Annotated in this window: 21 protein-coding genes and 1 tRNA gene; 10 read left to right on the top strand and 12 right to left on the bottom strand. The window is 60.8% G+C overall.

Annotated features, from left to right (window positions below; translation table 11 throughout):
- Positions 1-261: 261 nt before the first annotated feature.
- Positions 262-1,203 carry a phosphoribosylaminoimidazolesuccinocarboxamide synthase gene (locus G6N74_RS02590; protein ID WP_165113914.1) on the top strand — a complete coding sequence of 314 codons (942 nt, stop codon included), beginning with the start codon at positions 262-264 and terminating at the stop codon, positions 1,201-1,203.
- A 54-nt stretch (positions 1,204-1,257) separates the two neighbouring features.
- On the opposite strand, the gene G6N74_RS02585 is transcribed toward G6N74_RS02590, so the two are convergent.
- Together G6N74_RS02585 and G6N74_RS02580 are read right to left on the bottom strand one after the other, a co-directional pair.
- A complete protein-coding gene (locus G6N74_RS02585; RefSeq protein WP_165113912.1) occupies positions 1,258-2,319 on the bottom strand; it encodes an isopenicillin N synthase family dioxygenase in 1,062 nt (353 codons plus the stop codon).
- Positions 2,316-3,275, bottom strand: a complete 960-nt coding sequence (locus G6N74_RS02580) for a LysR family transcriptional regulator (RefSeq protein WP_165113910.1) — start codon at positions 3,273-3,275, stop codon at positions 2,316-2,318. Before G6N74_RS02580 ends, G6N74_RS02585 begins: the two co-directional genes overlap by 4 nt.
- A gap of 232 nt (positions 3,276-3,507) precedes the next feature.
- Between G6N74_RS02580 and G6N74_RS02575 the strand changes: the two genes are divergently transcribed.
- The 7 genes from G6N74_RS02575 to rimO all read left to right on the top strand — a co-directional run bounded on the left by G6N74_RS02575 (position 3,508) and on the right by rimO (position 10,692).
- The gene (locus G6N74_RS02575) at positions 3,508-4,623 is read left to right on the top strand and encodes a BMP family ABC transporter substrate-binding protein (protein ID WP_165113908.1); all 1,116 of its coding nucleotides are present in this window, start codon (positions 3,508-3,510) and stop codon (positions 4,621-4,623) included.
- Positions 4,624-4,655: 32 nt separating this feature from the next.
- Positions 4,656-6,176: an ABC transporter ATP-binding protein gene (locus tag G6N74_RS02570; RefSeq protein ID WP_165113905.1), complete on the top strand. Its 1,521-nt coding sequence runs from the start codon at positions 4,656-4,658 to the stop codon at positions 6,174-6,176.
- The gene (locus G6N74_RS02565; RefSeq protein ID WP_165113903.1) at positions 6,169-7,224 is read left to right on the top strand and encodes an ABC transporter permease; all 1,056 of its coding nucleotides are present in this window, start codon (positions 6,169-6,171) and stop codon (positions 7,222-7,224) included. Before G6N74_RS02570 ends, G6N74_RS02565 begins: the two co-directional genes overlap by 8 nt.
- 15 nt (positions 7,225-7,239) lie before the next feature.
- Positions 7,240-8,163: an ABC transporter permease gene (locus G6N74_RS02560; protein WP_165113901.1), complete on the top strand. Its 924-nt coding sequence runs from the start codon at positions 7,240-7,242 to the stop codon at positions 8,161-8,163.
- 172 nt (positions 8,164-8,335) lie between these two features.
- Positions 8,336-8,425, top strand: a tRNA-Ser gene (locus G6N74_RS02555).
- Positions 8,426-8,528: 103 nt separating this feature from the next.
- A complete protein-coding gene (locus G6N74_RS02550; protein WP_165113899.1) occupies positions 8,529-9,185 on the top strand; it encodes a TerC family protein in 657 nt (218 codons plus the stop codon).
- A 193-nt stretch (positions 9,186-9,378) separates the two neighbouring features.
- Complete coding sequence (gene rimO, locus G6N74_RS02545) at positions 9,379-10,692, top strand: 30S ribosomal protein S12 methylthiotransferase RimO (RefSeq protein ID WP_165113897.1); 1,314 nt, start codon at positions 9,379-9,381, stop codon at positions 10,690-10,692.
- 80 nt (positions 10,693-10,772) lie between these two features.
- Here the strand turns inward: rimO and G6N74_RS02540 are convergent, their stop codons facing one another.
- The 8 genes from G6N74_RS02540 to G6N74_RS02505 form a co-directional block, all read right to left on the bottom strand.
- Positions 10,773-11,843, bottom strand: a complete 1,071-nt coding sequence (locus G6N74_RS02540) for a BMP family ABC transporter substrate-binding protein (RefSeq protein ID WP_165113895.1) — start codon at positions 11,841-11,843, stop codon at positions 10,773-10,775.
- Between the two features lie 48 nt (positions 11,844-11,891).
- A complete protein-coding gene (locus G6N74_RS02535; protein ID WP_205826490.1) occupies positions 11,892-12,812 on the bottom strand; it encodes an ABC transporter permease in 921 nt (306 codons plus the stop codon).
- Positions 12,799-13,899, bottom strand: a complete 1,101-nt coding sequence (locus G6N74_RS02530; protein ID WP_165113893.1) for an ABC transporter permease — start codon at positions 13,897-13,899, stop codon at positions 12,799-12,801. Before G6N74_RS02530 ends, G6N74_RS02535 begins: the two co-directional genes overlap by 14 nt.
- On the bottom strand, positions 13,899-15,470 hold the full coding sequence (locus tag G6N74_RS02525; RefSeq protein ID WP_312857822.1) for an ABC transporter ATP-binding protein: 1,572 nt from the start codon (positions 15,468-15,470) through the stop codon (positions 13,899-13,901). Before G6N74_RS02525 ends, G6N74_RS02530 begins: the two co-directional genes overlap by 1 nt.
- 114 nt (positions 15,471-15,584) lie before the next feature.
- Positions 15,585-16,562: a quinone oxidoreductase family protein gene (locus G6N74_RS02520; protein WP_165113891.1), complete on the bottom strand. Its 978-nt coding sequence runs from the start codon at positions 16,560-16,562 to the stop codon at positions 15,585-15,587.
- Positions 16,563-16,564: 2 nt separating this feature from the next.
- Positions 16,565-17,311, bottom strand: a complete 747-nt coding sequence (gene pcsA, locus G6N74_RS02515; RefSeq protein ID WP_281353939.1) for a phosphatidylcholine synthase — start codon at positions 17,309-17,311, stop codon at positions 16,565-16,567.
- Positions 17,284-17,898, bottom strand: a complete 615-nt coding sequence (locus G6N74_RS02510; protein WP_165113886.1) for a DUF1326 domain-containing protein — start codon at positions 17,896-17,898, stop codon at positions 17,284-17,286. Before G6N74_RS02510 ends, pcsA begins: the two co-directional genes overlap by 28 nt.
- 18 nt (positions 17,899-17,916) lie before the next feature.
- Complete coding sequence (locus tag G6N74_RS02505; RefSeq protein ID WP_165113884.1) at positions 17,917-18,813, bottom strand: DUF2182 domain-containing protein; 897 nt, start codon at positions 18,811-18,813, stop codon at positions 17,917-17,919.
- A 106-nt stretch (positions 18,814-18,919) separates the two neighbouring features.
- On the opposite strand from G6N74_RS02505, the gene G6N74_RS02500 reads away from it, so the two are divergent.
- Positions 18,920-20,131 (top strand): UbiH/UbiF family hydroxylase, encoded by a 1,212-nt coding sequence (locus tag G6N74_RS02500; RefSeq protein ID WP_165113881.1) that lies wholly within the window; start codon positions 18,920-18,922, stop codon positions 20,129-20,131.
- Here G6N74_RS02500 and G6N74_RS02495 read toward each other — a convergent pair.
- A complete protein-coding gene (locus G6N74_RS02495) occupies positions 20,108-21,070 on the bottom strand; it encodes an AEC family transporter (protein ID WP_165113879.1) in 963 nt (320 codons plus the stop codon). The two genes, G6N74_RS02500 and G6N74_RS02495, sit on opposite strands and share 24 nt — an antisense overlap.
- Positions 21,071-21,196: 126 nt before the next feature.
- Between G6N74_RS02495 and hspQ the strand changes: the two genes are divergently transcribed.
- Positions 21,197-21,520 carry a heat shock protein HspQ gene (gene hspQ / locus G6N74_RS02490; RefSeq protein WP_165113876.1) on the top strand — a complete coding sequence of 108 codons (324 nt, stop codon included), beginning with the start codon at positions 21,197-21,199 and terminating at the stop codon, positions 21,518-21,520.
- Between the two features lie 80 nt (positions 21,521-21,600).
- Here hspQ and G6N74_RS02485 read toward each other — a convergent pair whose 3' ends face one another.
- Positions 21,601-22,233, bottom strand: a complete 633-nt coding sequence (locus tag G6N74_RS02485) for an invasion associated locus B family protein (protein WP_091913660.1) — start codon at positions 22,231-22,233, stop codon at positions 21,601-21,603.
- Between the last annotated feature and the right edge of the window lie 15 nt (positions 22,234-22,248).

Here is a 22,248-nt window from a genome sequence, read left to right as displayed (position 1 = left end):
TATGACACCATCATTCGTAGTATTTCGTCACAGTTTGACGTCGACAACAGAATTTCTGCTATGAAGTCGGAATTTGCAGATGGTTTACTTTGCTCGCACGAATGAATGCTTGCAAGCAGAACTGTAATAGGCCGACAGACAGCGGCATCGATCAAAGCTGTTGTTCGTCTTGTCCTGCGAATGGCTTTTCCTGATTGATATGGTCACGACCGAAGGTGTATGCGACGGCGTTCCCCGCTTTCCGGAAGGCAGAAAAATCACATGCGCGTCCTGTCCGATGCTTTCATCCCCGAATTGCCGGGCTGCTATCAGGGTAAAGTCCGCGAAAACTACGACTTGCCGGACGGGCGCCGCATCATCATCGCCACGGACCGTCTCAGCGCCTTCGACACCATTCTGACCTCGATCCCGTTCAAGGGAGAAATCCTGACGCAGACAGCTCGATACTGGTTCGAGGAAACTGCCGATATTTGCCCGAACCATGTCCTCGAATATCCCGACCCAAACGTTGTCGTCGGCACTCGGCTCGACATCCTGCCTGTCGAGATCGTCGTACGCGGCTATCTGGCGGGGACTACCAGCACCTCGATCCTGACCAAATACAGGAAGGGCGAGCGGGGCATGTATGGGATCACCCTGCCGGACGGGTTGCGCGACAACGAGAAGCTACCGGAAGTGATCATCACACCGACGAGCAAGGCTTTCGACGGGGGTCATGATGAGCCACTGTCCGAGGCCGAGATCATAGAGCAGGGTCTTCTCACGCAGGCGCAGTGGGACACCGTGTCGAATTACGCCTTGCAGCTGTTCGACCGGGGCCAGGCGCGCGCCGCCGAACGCGGCCTCATCCTTGCCGACACCAAATATGAATTCGGCTCCGACAAGAACGGCAACATAATCCTGGCCGATGAAATCCACACGCCCGACAGCAGCCGCTACTGGATCGCGGCGAGCTACGAACAGGCACTGGCAAGCGGCAGCCGGCCGGAGAGCTTCGACAAGGATTTCATAAGGTCGTGGGTCTCGGCGCGGTGCGATCCCTACAAGGAGCCGATCCCGAAGATTCCCGACGAGATAGTTCAACAGGCCTCGGCGGTCTACACGCAGGCCTATGAGACGATCACCGGCAATAAATTCGTGCCTGATGTTTCCGGGCACACCGTGCTGGATCGCATCCGCGCGAACCTTAAGCGCTATTTTTAAGGCAAATTTCGATGCGCGGCCATAGGAACGGCCGCGCATGTAACGATTATCAGCTTAGGTCGCAGTATCGGCGTTGGCTTCGCTTTGCGCGGCATAGTGCGCAAATGTCGCCATGAAGCGGCCGTTGACGTACTCGCCCGAGGTGATCGGGGGGTACTTCGCGGGGTGAGCCTCATCGATGCAACTGGGAAGCACCTCGATTAGGGCATCGTAGTTCGGACCGAAGAAGAATGGGATCGAATAGCGTTCCTTGCCGGAGCGGTTGACAGCGCGGTGGACGGTTGAGGCGAAGAGATCATTCGTCCAGCGCGCCATCTGATCTCCCACGTTGACCACGAAGCAACCGGGAATTGGGTCAGCCGCAATCCACTCGCCGGCCGCATTCAATACCTGCAAGGCTGAAATGCCTTCCTTCTGGGCCAGGATCGTGAAGCACTCGTAGTCCGAATGTGCCCCGATGCCGATCTGGCGGTCATCGATCTCGCCAAACTGCGGCGGATAGTGCAGCACCCGCAAAGTCGCGAGCGGCTTGCCGACCAGCTGGTCGAAATACGTCTCCTCCAGATCGAGAGCCAGAGCAAAGGCATGGAGCAGACGGCCGCTCAGCGTCAGCATCTCGGCATGGTAGGTTTCCAGCGCCTTTCGGAATTCCGGCTTGCCCGCCGGCCACTGGTTGGGACCGTAGAGCACCTTGCCGGCTTTCACGTCGGGATCGTCGGCGGGAACGTCGAGCGCAATATCATAGGATTCGTGCAGGTCGCCGCGCGCGGTCGGGTCCGTATTCTCCTCCAGCAGCGCCGCATAACCGCGATTGTTCTTCGACTTGGAAACGTGGTTCTCCATCTTCACGTCGTCGGGCTCGGCGAAATACGCCTCCGCAACCCCAAAGGTGACATCGATGACGTCCTTTGGAACGTGATGGTTCTTGATATAGAGGAAGCCGACTTCCGTGCAGGCCTTGCGCAGTTCCTGGGCGAGCTTTTGCCGGGCGGCCTCGTCGCCCGTGAACATGGGCTCAAGGTCGATGATCGGGATCTTGTCGAAGCTGACGCGCTGCGGGTCGAGCCCTCCCCCCTTCATTGCACGCGCGCCGTTGCCGGTTTCAAGTACCTTCATTTTTCTGTTCCCTTTTCTTGCTGGCTTTCATCGAAGATTGTCTCGACGTAGTAGCGCGGCCCCGTGAAAACGAAGCCGGGCGAGAAGTAGCGGCCGCAGACGTCCATGAATGCGGCCATCTTGCGTGACGGAGCGTGCGGGCGCGATATGCGGATGCTGACGCGCTTTTCCGCAGACTCCCATGTGTCGAGCAGCGGAATGAGGTGACCGCGTTCGCACTCGATCGTGGTGAAGAAGTGCGGCAGATAAGCGATGCCCTCGCCCGCAACGGCGAAGTACTTGATCGTCCAGTAGTCGTTGGCGATCAGGTTGCTGCGCGGCAGGATGCTTTCCTGCGCGGCACCCTTCTGCAGCCGCCAGTGCTGCAAGCCCGCCGAGGTGCGATAGACGATGCCCTGGTGGTCCACCAGATCGGCAGGTTTTCGCGGCATCCCGGCGCGCTCGACATAGTTCCTGCTGGCGAAGAGTGCGAATTTCGCGGTCGAGAGCGTTTCGCCACCTTCGATGCCCTCGTCCCATGAAATCACCGCGTCGAGCATGTCGAGGCTCTCCTGCGCGTAGAGAACGTGCGGCGAAAAGAAGGTGAGCTCGATTTCCACCTTGGGATAGAGCTTTCTGAACGCCATGAGCATCTGCGTGTAGTAGGCCGTTCCGAACTCGCCCGTTGCGCCGATCCGCAAGGTTCCGGTCACGTCGTCGCTCAGTTCCGTCACGGCGGCACGCGCCGCATCACAGCCTTGCAGAATCTGCCGGGCATGCCCGAGCAGGGTCTGTCCTGCGTCAGTCAGCAACAGCACACGCCCGGAGCGCTCGAAGAGAGCGACTTTCAGATCGTCTTCAAGCTGCTTCAGCCGGAGACTGAGCGTGGATTTCGGCAGGCCGTACAGCTTCGCCGCAGCGGACAATGACCGCAGTTCTGCAATTTTGACAAATGATGCCAGCGCATCGGTGTTCATTTGATCGTTCACATTTCTGCACAAAATGCCCAAAAAACAGGCATGATTATTTTTGTTGCATGAACGAACGTAATCGGCTGTTATGCGCTGCACAAGAGCCAATTCGCTTTTGCCAAATCAAAAAAGACGCTCCGGCGGCAACCGTCACCGTGCAGGGAAGCCGCGCGGACGCGGCATGCTTTCGGCTGAGAAAATCAAAGAAAAACAAAGAAAAACAAAGGGGAACCACGAAATGAAAGAGCGCAACACGAAGCCGTCCGCTTCAGCTCGTCTGTTCGCGGCAACGGCCGCAGTTCTCGCTTCCTGTGCCGCCTCGGGCGCTTATGCCTTTACGCTGGAAGGCGCGCCCAAGGTCGCGTTCATCTACGCAAGTTCGGCGCAGGACGGCGGATGGAACGAGGCACTCGAGGCGGGCCGCAAGGCCGTGGAGGAGCAGCTTAAGGTGCCCGTCGCGGTGACGGAAAACATTCCGGAAGAGGCCACGAAGCTACGCGCGGCGATCGATCTCTACGTCAAGCGCGGCTTCAACATCATTATCGGCACCACCTATGGCTATAGCGCCCCGATGGCCGAAGCGGCCAAGGCCTATCCGAACGTGGCGTTTCTCAGTGCCTCGGGCACGGAGAACGGGCCCAACATGGAAAGCTTTTATGCCCGCACCTACCAGGGCTGGTACCTGGCAGGCATCGCGGCAGGCCAGGCGACGAAGACGAAGAAGATCGGCATCCTCGCCGGATTTCCGGTCGGCGTGGTGAACTGGGATATCAACAGTTTCGCGCTCGGCGCCCGCTCGGTCGATCCTGCGATCGAGACGGTCGCAGTCTTCGCCAACTCCTGGTGGGATCCGGTGAAGGAAGGGCAGATCGCGCAGGCTATTCTCGACCAGAAGGCCGACGTGCTCGCCACCAATCTGAGCGCAACCTCCGCACTTGACGCGGCCGAAAAGGCCGGCGTGCCATCTGTAGGCTTCCAGCTCGACATGTCGCATGCCGCGCCCAAGACGATCCAGACCTCCGTCGTCTTCCGCTGGGAAAAGTACCTTGTGCCGACGATCAAGGAGATCATCGACGGCAGCTGGAAGCCTGAGGAATTCGGTGCCTTCGAAGGCCTCGAAACCGGCGTGGTCGAGCTTGCTCCCTTTGGTCCCACGGTTTCGGAGGAGACCAAGGCAAAGATCGAGGCCGCGAAACAGGACATCATCGCAGGCAAGCTCGATCCGTTCCAGGGCCTCCTGAAAAAGCAGGACGGCACAGTCGTCGTCGATGCCGGCGGGAAGGTCGACGATGCGGCACTCTGGTCGATGGACTATTTCGTCGACGGCGTCATCGGAACCATGCCGGCAAAGTAATGACGACAGCTTTGCAGCAAGCAGACGACCACATGCAACGACCGCCGGGCGCACCGGCGGCACTGCAAATGCGCGGCATCGGCAAGTCGTTTGACGGCAAGGCAGCACTTCGTGATGCGTCCTTCCGCCTCGAATGGGGGGAAGTGCATGCCATCGTCGGTGAGAACGGTGCAGGCAAGTCCACTTTGATGAACGTGGCGGCCGGCGTCTATGTAGCTGACGGTGGCTACCAATCGATCGATGGCGAAGCGATCAGTTTGCGCAGCCCGCTGGAAGCCGCCGCCGCTGGTCTCGGCATGGTGCATCAGCATTTCCGGCTGGTCGAGAGTTTTACCGTTGCCGAGAACGTGCTCCTCGGCCTCGGCCGCAAGTCCAAGGTGAAAACGCCGGCCGATGCGGCGGCGATCGTTGCCGCCAAGTCGCGAGAAATTGGCCTGCCCGTCGATCCGCACAGACAGGTGGCAGACCTTTCGATCGCCGAAAGGCAGCGTGCCGAGATCGTCAAGGTCATGCTTCTGGGTGCCCGAATTCTGGTCATGGACGAGCCGACGGCGGTGCTGACCGACGAGGAAGCGCGCACGCTCCTCTCCTTCGCGCAACGGTTGTCGAGGCAAGGTCACGCCGTGGTTCTGATCACACACAAGTTCCGCGAGGTTGCCGCTTTCTGCGACCGGGTCACGATCATGCGGCACGGCGAGACAGTACTTGACGGCGCGCCTGTCGCGGACGTCACCGAAGCGGATGTGGCGCGGTTGATGGTCGGCGATGCCTTGACGGTTGCCGGCAGGCCGTTATCCCGGCCGGGCGACGTGTGTTTGCGCGTGGAAGGGCTTTCTGCACAGGCGACCGCTCACAGGCAGAATCTGAACGATATCGGCTTCGAGCTGCATGCCGGCGAAATCCTCGGCATCGCCGGCGTCGGCGGAAACGGCCAGGAGGAACTCGTTGCCTGCCTTCTCGGGCTCGAAAAAATCGATGCAGGCGCGATCATGCTCGACGGCGAGGATATTTCCGCCGCAAGGCCGGGCAAGCGCCGCGAGGCCGGCCTGCGTATCATCCCCTCTGACCGCTTTGACAGCGGGTTGATCCGGGAGCTTTCCATTGCAGACAATCTAGCGCTCACGACCATCCCGGGCGGCAGCTTCGGCGGTCCGTTTCTCCTGCGACGGCGGGCGATGCGCGAAAAGGCCGCCGAGGCCATCGATGCATTCGATATCCGCGGCGCGACGCCAGACCGGCCAGCCTCTCTGCTCTCGGGAGGAAACGCGCAGAAAGTCCTACTGGCGCGGGAACTGGGTCAAGGCCTGAAGGTTCTGATCGCGCATTCCCCTTCCCGCGGGCTGGACATGAAGGCGACCGAGTTCGTCCGATCGGCGATCCGCAGAGCTGTGGAAGCCGGCGCGGCCTGCCTGCTGATCAGCGAAGATCTCCAGGAGGTCATGTCCCTGTCCCATCGGGTGGCCGTCATGAACAGAGGAGGGATCGTCGGCTGCCGTCAGGCCGGCGATGTCACGCCTGAATGGATCGGAGGCCTTCTAGCAGGCCATGCTTGATACAGCTTTCCTCGTTCGCAGGCAAAATCCCGGCTTCTTGTTGACCAGCCTCAGCTATGCAGGCGGGCTGCTCGTCGGGCTGACGGTTTCGGCGATGCTGCTCGTGCATGCGGGCGTGCCGGCGAGCGCCCTTGTCGATGAGTTCCTGATCGCCACGTTTCTGACCTCGGATGGTCTCTCCCAGACAGCGACGGCCGCCTTGCCTTTGGTGCTCGTCGGCCTGGCCTCCGCCGTTGCCATGCGCGTGCGGTTCTGGAACATCGGCGTGGAGGGCCAGCTGTGGCTCGGCGCGATCGCGTCGACCTGGGTGGCGCTGAACGGCATCGGGCCCGAAGCGCTGAGGCTGCCGACGATGTTCGTGCTGGCAGCACTCGCGGGAGCCGCCTGGATTGCGATTTCGCTTTTCCTGAAACTCAGATGGGGCGTCAACGAGGTTATATCGACACTGCTGCTGGGAAGCGTCGCGTTTCTGCTCGTGCAGCATCTTCTGTTCGGGGTCTGGAGAGATCCGGCCAACAGCTTTCCGGTGACCGCCACCTTTCCCGAGGCGAGCTGGTTTTCTATTCTGGGATGGGGGCAGTTGCACACCGGAATCTTCCTGGTCGCTGGCATCGCACTGTCCATCTGGTTCGTCATGGAACACAGCCGGGCCGGCTTCTACGCGGATGCGGTAGGCTTCAACGCCAAGGCTGCGCTCGCCACCGGCCTGCCTGTGCTCAGAACAGCCGTAGGGCTCGTCCTGCTCTCCGGCGCTTTATCAGGCGTTGCCGGCATGATGATCGTGGCAGGGACGGAGCACCGCCTCAACCAGTCCGTCGGCAACGGCTATCTCTTCAGCGCGATCGTGATCGCCTATCTGGCCCGCGCGAAACCATTGTGGGTGATCGTCGTCTCTTTCGCGCTCGGCGCGGTGTTCACCGCCGGGAATGTCCTGAAGGTTTTCTACTCGATCTCGGAAGCCATGATCGTACTGATGCAAGGCACGGTGCTGATGTCGATTTTGATGGCGCAGTTCTTCAGCACCTATTCGCTCAAACGGCCGAACTAAGGAAGAGATGGTCGCATGGATTTTCTGATCGGCTGGATCGCCATCATTCCGAGCTATGCGACGCCGCTGCTGCTGGCGAGCCTCGGCCTCATCATCTGCGAAAAAGCCGGTGTTCTCAATCTCGGAGCGGAAGGGTTGATGGCGGTCGGCGCGATGACCGGCGCGGTGACTGTACTTTCCGGAGCTGATCCCTGGTTTGGCCTAGCCGCCGGTTCAGCGGCGGCGATGGCTCTCGCGCTGCTGTTCGGAATATCGACGGTCGCCTTGCGCGCCAATCATACGCTCGCCGGCCTCGCCGTCGTCGCGATCGGGCTGGGCATTACCGGTGTCGTGGGGCGCCCCTATGTGCAGAAGACCTTCCCCGGGATTCCCAACCTCGGCGACCTCTTCGGGATAGATCGCAGTTCGGCATTCGGCCGCATTCTCGCTGTGCAGGACCCGGTGACACTGGCGCTGCCGATCCTGGTCGGCGCGCTCTGGTGGTGGATTTCCAAGAGCCGACATGGTCTCAGGCTGCGGTCCGTCGGGGAAAATCCTGCCGCGGCAGACGTCGCGGGTATCGACGTGCAACTGGTTCAGTTCGGGGCTGTCTTGGCGTCCGGGCTGCTTTGCGGTCTTGCCGGAGCCTATCTCTCGGTTGCCACAAGCCATGTCTGGGTGGAGGGAATGGTCGCCTCGCGCGGCTGGATCGCGGTCGCGCTCGTCATCTTCTCGCGCTGGAATGCGGCGCGGGCTCTCTGGGGCGCACTTCTGTTCGGAAGTGCGGATGCTCTGGTGCCCAGGCTGCAGGCCATAGGTGCCGACGTTCCCGTCTATCTCATGATGACGTTACCGTACGTGCTGACGCTTGTCGTGCTGGTGGCAGGCTCAATGAGCGGCCGGCGCTCCGGCGAGCCCGCCTTCCTTGGCAGGGTCTATTTGCGACAAGACAAGCAATAGACATATCGCCGAGGAACAGAGGCTGCCTGCCGCTGAAATACGCTGACAGGAAAGTTGACGGCACGCCAAAGAAGGCTATAAGCAAGCCCGCCTGACCGTATAGTTGCAAACTGGATTGCAAGCATCTCTCCCTCGAATTGGGTCGAGAAAATTGCAATGGTTTCAACGGTTTGGAGGGATGGCCGAGCGGTTTAAGGCACCGGTCTTGAAAACCGGCGTGGGTGCAAGCTCACCGTGGGTTCGAATCCCACTCCCTCCGCCACTGGCCTGCTCATGTGGCCTTGGCCGTTGAGCCCTTGACGCATAAGGGTTACACACGCTAGGGGCGTGCTTCACCAAAGCTCATAAGCGAAAGGCGCCGACGGATGGAAATTTTCACGGCCGCGGGTTTTGCTGCCCTGTTGCAGGTCATTGCCATCGATCTCGTGCTTGCCGGCGACAACGCCATCGTCATTGGCCTTGCGGCCGCAGGATTGCCCGCCGAACAGCGGAAAAAAGCGATCCTGATCGGTGTCATCGCCGCAACCGTCCTTCGCATCGGTTTTGCGGCCATCACGGTGAAACTCCTGGCCATTGTCGGGCTTCTGCTGGCAGGCGGCATTCTCTTGCTGTGGGTGTGCTGGAAAATGTGGCGCGAGTTGCGCACATCGCATGCCGAAAGCGACGCGGCCAACGAAGCGCTATCCAATTCCGATCTCAACGCGGATGGCTCGGTTGCCAAGGGCGCGCCGCGCAAGACCTTGATGCAGGCAGCGATCCAGATCGTAATCGCCGACGTTTCCATGTCGCTGGACAACGTTCTGGCCGTTGCAGGTGCCGCGCGCGATCATTTCACCGTCCTCATCATCGGCCTGGTGCTCTCCATTGCGTTGATGGGCCTTGCCGCCAGCTTCATCGCCAGAGTGCTGCATCGCTATCCGTGGATTGCCTATATCGGCCTTGCGATCATTTTCTATGTGGCGGTGGACATGATCTATCGCGGCTATATGGAAGTGGCGCCTCTCCTGCCGGATCCGCTGTAACGGCAGCGAGGACCGCAGATGATATCGGCGTCGCATGACGCCGATATCCAATCGGCAAAAACTGTGATATTGCGCCGCAACTTGTGAGCCTGATCCTGCCGGAGGCGGTCGGTGCAGGCTCTTTTGTCGTTTCAGCATGATTGCCACGGGCCTGCCCCACGATGGCTATGCTGCAGAAGTCGGAAATTTACCTATGTCAGCCCCTCGCGTCAGTTTTGTCAGCCTTGGATGTCCGAAAGCTCTCGTGGACTCTGAGCGCATCCTCACCAGGCTTCGCGCCGAGGGCTATGAGATATCGCGCAAGCATGACGGCGCCGATCTGGTCGTCGTCAACACCTGCGGCTTCCTCGATTCCGCGCGCACCGAGTCGCTCGACGCCATCGGCACCGCATTGAAGGAAAACGGCAAGGTCATCGTCACCGGCTGCATGGGCGCGACCCCCGAATTGATCCGCGAAAAACACCCGAACGTGCTCGCCATCACCGGGCCGCAGGCCTATGAGAGCGTCATGGCCGCCGTGCACGAGGCAGCCCCGCCGGCGCATGACCCGTATGTCGATCTGCTGCCGCCGCAAGGCGTGAAGCTGACACCTCGCCATTATGCCTATCTGAAGATTTCCGAAGGCTGCAACAATCGCTGTACCTTCTGCATTATCCCCGACCTCCGCGGCGATCTGGTCTCCAGGCCGGCCGCCGACGTGCTGCGCGAAGCCGAGAAGCTGGCCAAGGCAGGCGTCAAGGAAATCCTGGTTATCTCGCAGGATACGAGCGCCTACGGCATCGACATCAAATACCAGACCAGCACCTTCCAGGATCGCGAGGTCCGCGCCAAATTCCTCGACTTGTCGAAGGAGCTTGGCGAGATGGGCATCTGGGTGCGCATGCATTACGTCTACCCCTACCCGCATGTCGCCGACGTCATTCCGCTGATGGCGGACGGCAAAATCCTTCCCTATCTCGACATTCCCTTCCAGCACGCCTCGCCGCAGGTGCTGAAGAACATGCGTCGGCCTGCCCATGGCGAAAAGACGCTCGACCGCATCCGCGGCTGGCGCGAGGTCTGCCCCGATCTTGCCGTGCGCTCGACCTTCATAGTCGGCTTTCCCGGCGAGACGGACGAGGATTTCGAGATGCTGCTCGACTGGCTCGACGAAGCCAAGATCGACCGCGCCGGCTGCTTCAAATATGAGCCGGTCAAAGGCGCACGCTCCAACGACCTTGGCCTGGAACAGGTGCCGGAAGAGGTCAAGGACGCGCGCTGGCACCGCTTCATGCAGCGCCAGCAGAAGATTTCGGCAACCCAGTTGCAGAAGAAGGTCGGCAAGCGCCTGCCCGTCATCATCGATGAAGCCAACGGCACGTCGGCCAAGGGTCGGACCAAATATGACGCGCCGGAGATCGACGGCTCGGTTCACATCCAGTCCCGCCGCCCGCTGCGCGCCGGCGATATCGTCACGGTCAAAGTCGACAGCGCCGACGCCTATGATCTCTACGGCTCGGCCGTCTGAGACGTCGTCGGTTTCTCAAGTCTTGAAATGAAAAGGGCGCCGCGAGGCGCCCTTCCCTTACCCGATATCGGCTTGCGCTATTATTGCGGCAGCTTGTCGTCCACGCCCTTGACGTAGAAGTTCAAGCCGAGAAGCGTGCCGTTGTCGGCAACTTCGCCAGCCTTCAGCCACTCGGTGCCGTCCTGCTTGGTGATCGGGCCGGTGTAGGGGTTGAACTCGCCGGACTTGATCTTGGCTTCGGTCTCTTCGGCCAGCTTCTTCACGTCGTCGGGCATGTTGGTGTAGGGCGCCATGACGACGTTGCCTTCCTTCATGCCGTCCCACACGTCCTGCTGCTTCCAGGTGCCGTCGATGACCGACTTGATCTGATGAATGTAGTACGGACCCCAGTCGTCGACGATCGAGGTCAGCTGCGTGTCCTTGCCGAAGGCGATCATGTCGGACGCCTGGCCGAAGGCCTTGATGCCGCGTTCGGCGGCAACCTGCATCGGCGCGGTCGAATCGGTATGCTGCGTGATGATGTCCGCGCCCTGGTCGATCAGCGCCTTGGCAGCGTCGGCTTCCTTGCCGGGATCGAACCAGGTGTTGGCCCATACGACCTTGACCTTGAAATCGGGATTGACCGACTGCGCGCCGAGCATGAAGGCGTTGATGCCGAGCACCACTTCCGGGATCGGGAACGAGGCGATGTAGCCGGCGACGCCAGCCTTGGACATCTTGGCGGCGATCACGCCCTGCACGTAGCGGCCTTCATGGAACTTCGAATTGTAGGTCGAGACGTTCGGGTGCTCACGCTTGTAGCCGGTGGCGTGCTCGAACTTCACGTCAGGGAATTTGCCCGCGACCTTGTTGGTCGCATCCATGTAGCCGAACGAGGTCGTGAAGATGATGTTGCAGCCCGAGCGCGCGAAACGTTCGATGGCCCGCTCAGCATCGGCGCCTTCCGGCACGCTTTCAAGGTAAGCGGTTTCGAGCTGGTCGCCCAGTTCCTTCTCCGCCTGCAGGACGCCCTGGTGATGCTGATAGGACCAGCCGAAGTCCCCGATCGGCCCGACATAGATAAAGCAGGCCTTGGTCTTGGCTTCCGCTGCCATGGTGCCAAACGACAGCACTGCGGCTGCCGCGGCGATCGACAGAATGGTTTTCTTCATTGAGTTCATCCTCTTAAGGTTGCCTGGGGCAATACCCGTTTTTTATAGTTAGCGATCAGGCACAAACGGCCGCCCCAAAGAAGCCGGTGTGTTTACCATCGTCAGCCGCCGGTTCCGTGAGATTAGAACAAGAACGACGATGGTTGCCAGATAGGGAAGCGAAGAAAGTAGCTGCGAAGGGACACCTATCCCCAAGGCTTGCGCGTGGAGCTGGCCGATCGTAACCGCGCCGAACAGATAGGCGCCCGCCAGCACCCGCCATGGCCGCCAGGAGGCGAAGACCACCAGCGCCAGCGCGATCCAGCCCCGCCCCGCCGTCATGTTCTCCACCCATTGCGGTGTATAGACGATCGAGAGATAGCCGCCGGCAAGACCCGCGCAGGCGCCGCCGAACATCACCGCGAGATAACGGATCAGGACGACATTGATACCGAGCGCATGGGCGGACGCATGGTTGTCGCCAACCGAACGCAAGGTCAGCCCGGCACGGGTGCGGAAGAGAAAATAGGCAACGCCGGCGGTGAGCAGGATCGACAAATAGAAGATCGGGTCCTGACCGAAGAACAGCTTTCCGACGAGCGGAATATCGGTCAGCACCGGAATGTAGACATTGGCGAGCTTTACGCCGGGAAAGCCGACAAAGCCTTCGCCGAGCATGCCCGAAAGCCCAAGCCCCAGCAGCGTCAGCGCCAGGCCGGTCGCGACCTGATTGGTGACCAGCGTCAGCGTCAGGAAAGCAAACAGCAGCGAGAACAAGGCGCCGACGACGATCGCCGCCAGAAAGCCGAGCCATGGCGAGCCAGTCGCCAGGGCGGCGGCGAAGCCGGTAACGGCGCCCATCACCATCATGCCTTCGACGCCGAGATTAAGCACGCCGGAGCGCTCGACGACCAGTTCTCCAACTGCCGCGATCAGCAGCGGCGTTGCAGCCGTCGCGATGGTGATCAGGATGGCTTCAAGCATTCCCATGGGAAACCTCCGCCTTGCTCAGCGCCGTACGAACGAGGCGGATGCGATAATGGATAAGCGTGTCGCAGCCGAGCACGAAGAACAGCAGCATGCCCTGGAAAGCGCGGACGACCTTGTCGGAAACGCCGATCGAAATCTGCGCCGCCTCGCCGCCGAGATAGGATAGCGCCAGCACCAGTCCAGCCGCAACGATGCCAAGCGGGTTGAGGCGGCCGAGGAAGGCGACGATGATCGCGGCAAAGCCGTAACCCGGCGAGATGGTCGGGCGAAGCTGGCCGATTGCGCCGGATACTTCCGAAATGCCGGCAAGACCGGCCAGCGCTCCAGACACGATGAATGCGAAGAACACCATTTTAGACGCCGAGAAGCCGGCAAAGCGCCCTGCCCGCGGGCTTTGGCCCAAAACCTTGACCTCGAAACCACGCAGGGTTTTCGACAGCATGAACCACACAAGGAGCGCGGCAACGAGCGCGAAGACGAAGCCCCAATGGGCCCGGCCGGAGTCCGGCCATATTTCCGGCAGGACGGCATATTCGTGAAAATTGCGCGTTTCGGGAAAATTCATGCCGGCGGGATTGCGCCACGGTCCGCGCACCATCCAGTCAAGGAACAGCTGCGCGACATAGACCAGCATCAGGCTGGTCAGGATTTCATTGGTGTTGAAGCGCGTCTTGAGCAGCGCCGGGATCGCCGCATAGGCGGCCCCACCGACCATGCTCATGATAAGCATCAGCGGTAGCACGATCCATGATTGAAAGTCGGGGTACATCACCGGCAGGATCGAGCCGGCCATCGCGCCGATGATGAACTGGCCCTCGGCACCGATATTCCAGTTGTTCGACAGGAAGCAGACGGAAAGCCCCACCGCGATCAGGATCAGGGGCGCTGCCTTCACCGCCAGTTCATGCAGCGACCACATCTCGCGCAGCGGATCGATGAAATAATAGTAGAGCGCATCGAGCGGGTTCTTCCCGAGCAGCGAAAACATGATCGCGCCGGCAATCAGCGTCAGTGCCAGGGCGAAGAACGGCGACAGCGCACTGTAGAGAGCGGATTGCTGCGGCCGCTTGACGAGTTCGATGCGCATCACGCCACCTCCGCCACTGGTTCGACATGGCCGGGCTCGGCGCCGCCCATCAACAAGCCGATCTTCTCAAGCGTCGCCTCGGCTATCGGCAGCGGCTTCGACAATTCGCCATTGTGCATGACGGCGATCGAGTCGGAGATTTCGAACAGTTCGTCGAGATCCTGGCTGATGACGAGCACGGCCGAACCGCTGCGGGCAAGCTCGATCAGGGCCTGGCGAATGCGTGCGGCCGCACCGGCATCGACGCCCCAGGTCGGCTGGTTGACGACCATCACCGCCGGCTGGCGGTCAAGCTCGCGGCCGATGATGAATTTTTGCAGATTGCCGCCGGACAGTGCCGCAGCCTCGGGATCGGGCGCGCTCTTGCGGACATCCATGGCTTCGATGATGCGCTGTGCAGCTTTCACGATCGCGGAGCCCTGCACCAGCCCGAAGCTGCCGAGGAAGGCCTTGCGGTCTGTGGCATAGCGCGACAGCAACAGGTTTTCGGAAAGCTTCATGCGTGGTGCGGCACCGTGCCCGAGCCGCTCTTCCGGCACGAAGGCTGCCCCCAGCATCCGGCGTCCGGTAATCGACAGATGGCCGGCATCCTTGTCACGAATGCGGACGGTGACCGCGTCCGGCTGCGTTGCCTCGCCCGAAACGGCCTCGAAAAACTCGCCCTGCCCGTTGCCGGCCACACCGGCGATACCGATGACCTCACCGGCTTTGACGGAGAGGTTGATGTTGCGCAGCGGGATAGAGAAAGGCGTCGCCGGCTTGCGTGTCAGATTGCGAATTTCGAGAAGGGTTGCCGCCTTGCCCGCGCCCTCAGCCGGCGGGCGGACGACCGACAGTACTTCGCTGCCGACCATCATGCGCGCAAGCGAGGACGCGGTCTCCTTGCGGGGGTCGCAATGGCCGACCACCTTGCCATGCCGCAGCACGGTGGCGCGATCGCACATGCGTTTGACCTCTTCCAGCCGGTGCGAAATGTAGAGGATCGACTTGCCCTCGGCGCGCAGCCGCTCCAGCGTCTCGAACAGCTTGTCCGCCTCCTGCGGCGTCAGCACCGAGGTTGGCTCGTCCAGGATGATGAGTTCCGGCGTCTGCAGCAAGCAGCGGATGATCTCGATGCGCTGGCGTTCGCCGACGGAAAGGTCGCCGACGAGCGAATAGGGATCGAGCGGCAGGCCGTAGCTGTAGGACAGCGCCTTGGCCTTCGCCGCGATGGTGGCGATCGGCGTTTCGTCGTCCAGCGAGAGCGCGATATTTTCAGCGGCGGTCAGCGCATCGAACAGTGAAAAATGCTGGAAAACCATGCCGATGCCAAGTTTTCTTGCGGCATGCGGGTTGGCAATGCGCACCGGCTCGCCATTCCAGCGGATTTCGCCGGCATTCGGCTCCAGCGAGCCGAACAGCATCTTCACGAGCGTCGATTTGCCGGCACCGTTCTCGCCCAGCAGCGCATGAATCTCGCCCTTGCCGACGGTCAGGTCGATGCCGTCACACGCCTTCAGCGTGCCAAAGATTTTGGTCAGGCCGCGCACCTCGAGCAGGTTCGCGCCATGCGTCTCAAGGGTTGCTGTCACAACGCCCCCATTGATGATTATTCTTTTATGTTCCCACGAGTATCGTAGGCGCGTGCGACGCACAACGCAAAGCGGCGCCGAACTTGAAAGAGCTTCAAGAATTTCAGGGGGATATCAGGGGATAAGGATGCTCGTGCCCGTCGTGCGCCGCCCTTCCAGATCGGCATGCGCCTTGGCGGCATCCTTCAGCGCGTAGCGCTGGTTTATCTTGATGTCGACCACATCGCTCGAAACCACCTCGAACAAGGCTGCTGCGGACGCTTCAAGATCCTCGCGCTTGGCAATATAGGTGAACAGCGTCGGCCGCGTTGCATAGAGCGAGCCCTTCTGCGAGAGCAGCGCCATGTTGAAGGGCGGGATCGGCCCTGACGACTGGCCGAAGCTGACGAACATGCCGCGCGGACGCAGGCAGTCGAGCGAGCCGGGAAACGTGTCCTTGCCGACCGAATCGTAGACGACATCGCAGAGCTTGCCGCCGGTGATTTCCCTAACCTTCGCGACAAAGTCGTCGTCGCGGTAGTTGATAACGTGGTCGAAGCCATTTGCCTTGGCCAGAGCGATCTTGTCGGCAGAGCCCGCCGTGCCGATGACGGTGGCGCCGAGATGCTTTGCCCATTGGCCGAAAATGAGGCCGACGCCGCCGGCGGCAGCGTGATAAAGTACCGTGTCGCCGGCTTTCACCGGGAAGGTGCGGCGCAGCAGATATTCAGCCGTCATGCCCTTCAGCATCATCGCCGCCGCTTGCTCATCGCTCACCCCGTCGGGAATTTTGACGAGCTTTTCCGCCGGGATGACGCGCTCCTCGCAATAAGCGCCGAAGGGGGTCGAGTAAGCGATACGGTCCCCTTTCTTCAGCCCCTCGACGCCGTCGCCCGTTTCCAGCACCACGCCGGCCGCCTCGCCACCGGGTATCAGCGGCAGTCCGGCAGGCGCCGGGTAGAGGCCGCTGCGGTAATAGGTATCCAGAAAATTGAGGCCGATCGCGGTGTGCCGGATCAGCACCTGCCCCGCACCCGGCTTGCCGGCGGGGGCATCGTCATAAGTGAGGACTTCCGGCCCGCCATGGGCATGGACTCGAATGGCTTTGGACATGATCAGGCTTTCTTGGTACCGAGATTGGGAAAGAATTGCATGACGCCGCCGATGAAGAACAGATAGGCGCCGGTTACGGCTATGCCGATCTTCACCCACTCGCTGGCGTGCATGGTCTGCGCCAGTGCGATGGCGCCGAAGGCGCACCAGCCTAGAAAGACAGCGAGGTTCAGGTCGCGCAGGCGTGCGACCCGCACCGGATGCAGGAAATTCATCGGCACGAACGTCATTACCGCCGCAATCACCACCACGGCAAACGACACCCACTCACCAGGCTCGATGACGAAGAGCGTGAAGACGAGCATGTTCCAGACGACGGGGAACCCTTTGAAGAAATTCTCCTTCGTCTTCATGCCCGTGTCTGCATAGTAGATCGCGCTGGAAACGACGATCAGCGCCGCTGAGATGAACGACAGATTATCGCCCATGAAGCCGCGCTGGTAGAGCGCGAAGGCGGGTATCAGCACGTAAGTGACGTAGTCGATGATGTTGTCGAGAAGTTCGCCCGACCATGTCGGCAGCACTTCCTTGACCTCGAGCTTACGCGCGATCGGGCCGTCGATGCCATCGACGAAAAGCGCCAGCCCCAGCCACCAGAACATGGCCGTCCAACGCCCCTCGCTTGCCGCCACCAGCGACAGGAAGGCCAGGAATGAGCCGGATGCAGTGAGGAGATGAACGGAAAAGGCCTTCGCTTGCGGCCAGGTGACTTTTTTTCGTTTCACGGGCCACGCCAGTCCAATTTGCAGATTTCGGCCGAACGGCCGGCGAAATTCCAGTTTCGGCCAAAGGCGCGCATCTTGCTCTTGTCGGATTTCGCCACGATGATTTCCGGCGCGATCCAGTATTCGGAATTGGTGATCACCGTGTCGCCGTCCCGGCTCTTGCCGGGGATAGGCGTCACCGCGCCGTCAATGATTTTGGGTATCTGGAAGATACGCGTCTTGTCCTGCGTCTCGTAGCTGATCGGCACCTGCTCGACGCCGAGAAACTTTCCGACGAGGATCGACAGCAGCGAGGTCGTGCCACCGGCCTTGCCGGTGAAAATCTTGGTGAAGGCTTTTGTGGCGTAGATCGACGCGCGCTGGTCCACGAACAGCCCGGCAGTCCAGTTGCCACGGCTCATATAGCCGGGGATTTCCATGATCAACCCGAGGTTGAGCCCGGACAGATCGACATCGCCATAATGACCGGCATCGACGCGGAAACCTGCCCATGTCTGGCAATAGCCTTCCGTCGGCGGATGGCCGCCAAGCGAAAGCACGCAAGGGCAAAAAACCGTGCAATTGCAGGAGAGTACAAGCTCTCCCTTCATTGCCCAGCTTTGGTCGGCCATGGAACGTCCCCTTCCCGGTCAGGCAGAACTTACAAGAAGCGCCACAGCCCAGACAAGCAGTATCGCACCCGCGAGGCGCGTTGGAAAACGCTTTGTCCCTTGTTTTTCAACCACGGTAAACACCGCGATCAGTGCCATCCAGAACAAATTCATCGTGCCAACCGCAAACATCACCAGCATCAACGCCCAGCAGCAGCCCAGGCACCAGATGCCCTGTTCCATGCCGAGCCTGAATATCTTGGTCGGTTTCGCACTCCAGCGGGCGAACAGAATCGAGAAAGGGTTGCGGCATTTCTTCAGGCAGGCCTCTTTCAGGCTACTGAACTGGTAGAGTCCGGCAATGCCCAGCGCCAAAGCGCCGGCAATGCCACGGACGGGATCCAGCGGCTGAGCGCTGGCCGCCAGCGCATGAACAGCAAGCGTCAGGCCGGCGAACACCGCCGATGCGGCGAGCCAGACAATGAGATAACCGGCGACCAGAACCAGGGGATGAACAACCGGCTCCCGCTTCTGCCGCGCGGTGTCGGCAATCTCGCAATAGGTTCGGATCATGGGTGCCGCCGAGGGCAGCATCATCGCCAGCGCCATCAGGAACCACATCAGCGTAAGTGCCGCATAGGCGGTCAATCCCGCTCCATCCAGCGGCGCAGGCGTCATGCAAAGCGCGAAAAACCGCTCGACCACGTCCGGCAGGGAAATGTCGGGTAGCATCCGCAGGAAACGATCACCCGGCGCCGCATTGCCCGGATCGCGGCTTTCGGCACTGCGAACAGCCATGGCCGCGATCACCAGCCAGGACAGCGCGATGCCGGTGGCAAGCACCGTGTAAATCGCCCAGCGCGGGCTTTTCGCGACGGCAGCCGCCGCGCGCCCTGCCCGGTCGAGATGGTCGAACCCGTCCTGATTGGTGCTCATGGCAAAGCGATGGGCTGAATCGCCACGTTGATCAAGCCTGATGCGCTGCTCTATATGAAAACGTCCGGCGACTGCCGGCAGCGCGCAATTTAGCCGGATCGCAGCCTTGGACCGAACTGATCAAGTCAATGTCGTCGTCGCGGGCACCGGACCCGCCGGGCTGATCGCGGCACTTGCCTTTGCCCACGCAGGCTTTTCCGTAAGCCTCGTCGGCCCCGCCGTCAGCGGCAAGGACCGCCGCACCACAGCCTTGATGACGCCGGCACTGAAATTCCTCGACACGCTTGGCATCACGGCTGCAATCGAACCGAAGGCAGCACCCCTGCGCATCATGCGCATTATCGACGCGACGCGCCGTTTGATCAGAAGTCCGATCGTCACCTTTCACGCCAGCGAGATCGGCGAACCGCTTTTCGGGCTGAACATACCCAATCGCGACCTCAACGAAGCGCTTGAACACGCCGTTACGAACCATGCCGGCATTGCCTGGCACCACGCGCTGGTCGAGCGCTGGCAGATTGGCGCTGATACTGTGCTGGCCATCCTGTCCGACGGGACGGAAATATCGGCAAAACTGGCTGTCGCCGCCGATGGCCGCACGTCGCCTGCCCGCGAAGCCGCAGGCATTTCCACCTCAACACAAGCCTATCCGCAGGCCGCCCTGGTGATCAATTTCGGCCATACGCGCGGCCACGCCAACACTTCGACCGAATTCCACACCGAGACTGGCCCCTTCACGCAGGTTCCCCTGCCCGGCGACCGCTCGAGCCTGGTCTGGGTCGTGGAGCCGGAAACGGCGGAGCAACTTGCGGGACTCGATGACGAAGCGTTGTCAGCCCGCGTCGAGGAGCGCATGCAGTCGATGCTTGGCCGGGTTTCGGTCGAGCCGGGCCGGCAGATTTATCCGCTGTCGGCGACCTTGCCGAAGCGGTTCGCGCAAAACCGGGTCGCGCTGGTCGGAGAGGCCGCACACGTCTTCCCACCGATCGGCGCACAGGGCCTCAATCTCGGTATCAGGGATATCCAGCAACTCATTGAGATTGCATCAATTCATCGCGAAGACCCCGGCTCAGCCGATGCGCTCTCGTCCTATGACGCAAGGCGGCGGCCGGATATCTTGGCCCGCTCGGGCGCCGTCAGCCTGCTCAACCAGTCGCTGCTGTCGAATATCATTCCGGCGCAATTGCTGCGCAGTGCCGGCCTTGGCATCCTTGGCAGCTTCGCGCCCCTCCGCACGCTGTTCATGCGCGAGGGCTTGCGTCCTGGAAGCGGTCTATCTTCCCTGGCGTCTTCGCTACGGGAACAGATCCGGCGGTAGCATTCCGGTCTTGATCATGTAGAGCAGCGCCGTCACCGTCCCCACGGAGAAGCAGGTGGTGATCAGCACGCTCGCCGAAGCGCGCTCAACCCACGTATTGTACTGCTGGGCGATGACAAAGACGTTGGTGGCGGTCGGCAGCGCGGCAAGCAGAACCGCAGAGAATAGCCACACCTCCGAAAAATTCCCGACCCAGCTCAGAACGACGTAGCAGATCAGCGGATGCAGGATCAGCTTGAGCGCGGTGATTGGTGCGATTTCGGTCGGAACCCGCTTCAGCGGCCTCAATGCCAGCGTCACGCCCATGGCAAACAGCGCGCAAGGTGCCGCGGCGCGCGACAAATAGTCAAGAAAGCGCTCGATCGGCATCGGCGGGCGAAACTCGGCGTAAGCGGCGGCCACGCCGATGATGGTCGAGATGATGAATGGATGCCGCAGGATTTTCTTGACCACCCCGAACGCCAGTTGCAGCGGCGGAACCTTCTCGCTGCCGGCCAGCGCCATCATCATCGGCGCGACGGCGAAGTGGATGGTGTTTTCAAAGCAGAAGATCAGCGCGACAGGCACTGCTGCTTCCTCGCCGAAGGCCAGCAGCGCGATGCCCGGTCCCATATAGCCGATATTCCCGTAGCAGGCGGCCAGCCCCTTGATCGTCGCTTCCGCGATCTTTCCGCGCGAAAGGATCAGCGATCCGACGAACATCAGGGAGAAAACAAGGTAGGTCGAAAAGACCGAGCCGAAGATGTAGCTCCATTCCGTCAGCTTTTCGACAGGCGTCTTTGCCAGAAGCTGAAAGAACAGCGCCGGCAGCGCGACATAGATGATGAAGGTGTTCATCCAGCCGAGCGCCTCAATGGGCTGGCGCGTTATCCGCGCCACCAGAAAACCCATGAAGATCAGCCCGAAAAAGGGCAGAACCAGACCGATGACATCCGACATGATGATTGCTTATCCGAAACTCAGGCCCGCGCTAACCCGTTGTTCCTCAATGCGTCAACCCGTTTGGGATTGAATTGCGCCTCAGCCTGCGCCAAATAATGTGTGAGAGTTGAAAGCGTGATTGAAATGAAGACAGCAAAATTTGCGATCGGCCAGGTGGTGCGTCACCGTCTGTTCCCGTTCAGGGGCGTCATTTTCGACGTCGATCCGCAGTTCAACAACACCGAAGAATGGTATGAGGCCATCCCGGCGGATGTGCGTCCACGCAAGGACCAGCCATTCTACCATCTGCTCGCGGAAAATAATGAGACGGAATACATCGCCTATGTCTCGGAGCAGAACCTGCTGGAAGACGATTCCGGCGAGCCGGTGCGGCATCCGCAACTGCGCGAACTCTTCGACAAGACCGCGGACGGCCGTTATTCGCCAAAACATCACGCGCGCCATTGATGCCAATCGGCTTTTAATCGGACAAAAACAAAAAAAGCGGGGCAAAACCCCGCTTTTTTCTGATCAGAGAGTGACGGCGATCAATTGGCCGTCTTCGCCTTGTCCTGCTCTTCCTTCAGCTTCTTGGCGAAGTCCTCATTGTTCTTGGAAACGAATTCCTGGAGCTTCTTCTGGCGGTCCTCGAGATCGGACTGCTGCATCGCCGGGCCATCATAGGCGCCGGTGAAGCCGGACAGCGAAACCTTGATCGGGTTCGGCTGGTTCTGGAAGTTGACGGAAGTCAGCGTCAGCTCCGAGCCCTTCTTGAAGGAAGCGATGAGCTGGTCCGAAAGCTGGGCTTCGGCAACGCAGCGGTCCGGGAAGCAGATCACGTAATCAAGCTTCTGCGCCTTGCCGCCATCGATCTGAAGGCCGATGCCGGGAGGCACGAGACGGCCGGTCGGGACCGTTACCTGGAAGACCTTGCGGTTCACCTTGCCCTTGAGCTCGATCAGGCTGATGCCGGTGACGAGCTGGCCGGAAGCGGCAGTGGAAATGTTCTGCACATTGCAGATGTCCACGTCTTCCTGCTTGGAACAAGCCTTGAACCAGCCCTGCGGAATCTGCGGCTGCTGCTGTTGTGCCGCGGCCGGCACGAGACCAGCGGCGAGCATGCCGACCACGCCTGCGGCCATGACCGAAAGACGGGCAGTGTCGGTTTTCAAGCTCGTCATCTATCAATTTCCTCT

The organism is Mesorhizobium zhangyense, from assembly GCF_011045115.1.
In the GTDB taxonomy this organism is placed as follows: domain Bacteria; phylum Pseudomonadota; class Alphaproteobacteria; order Rhizobiales; family Rhizobiaceae; genus Mesorhizobium_M; species Mesorhizobium_M zhangyense.
This window is presented reverse-complemented; position numbering and strand designations above follow the sequence as displayed.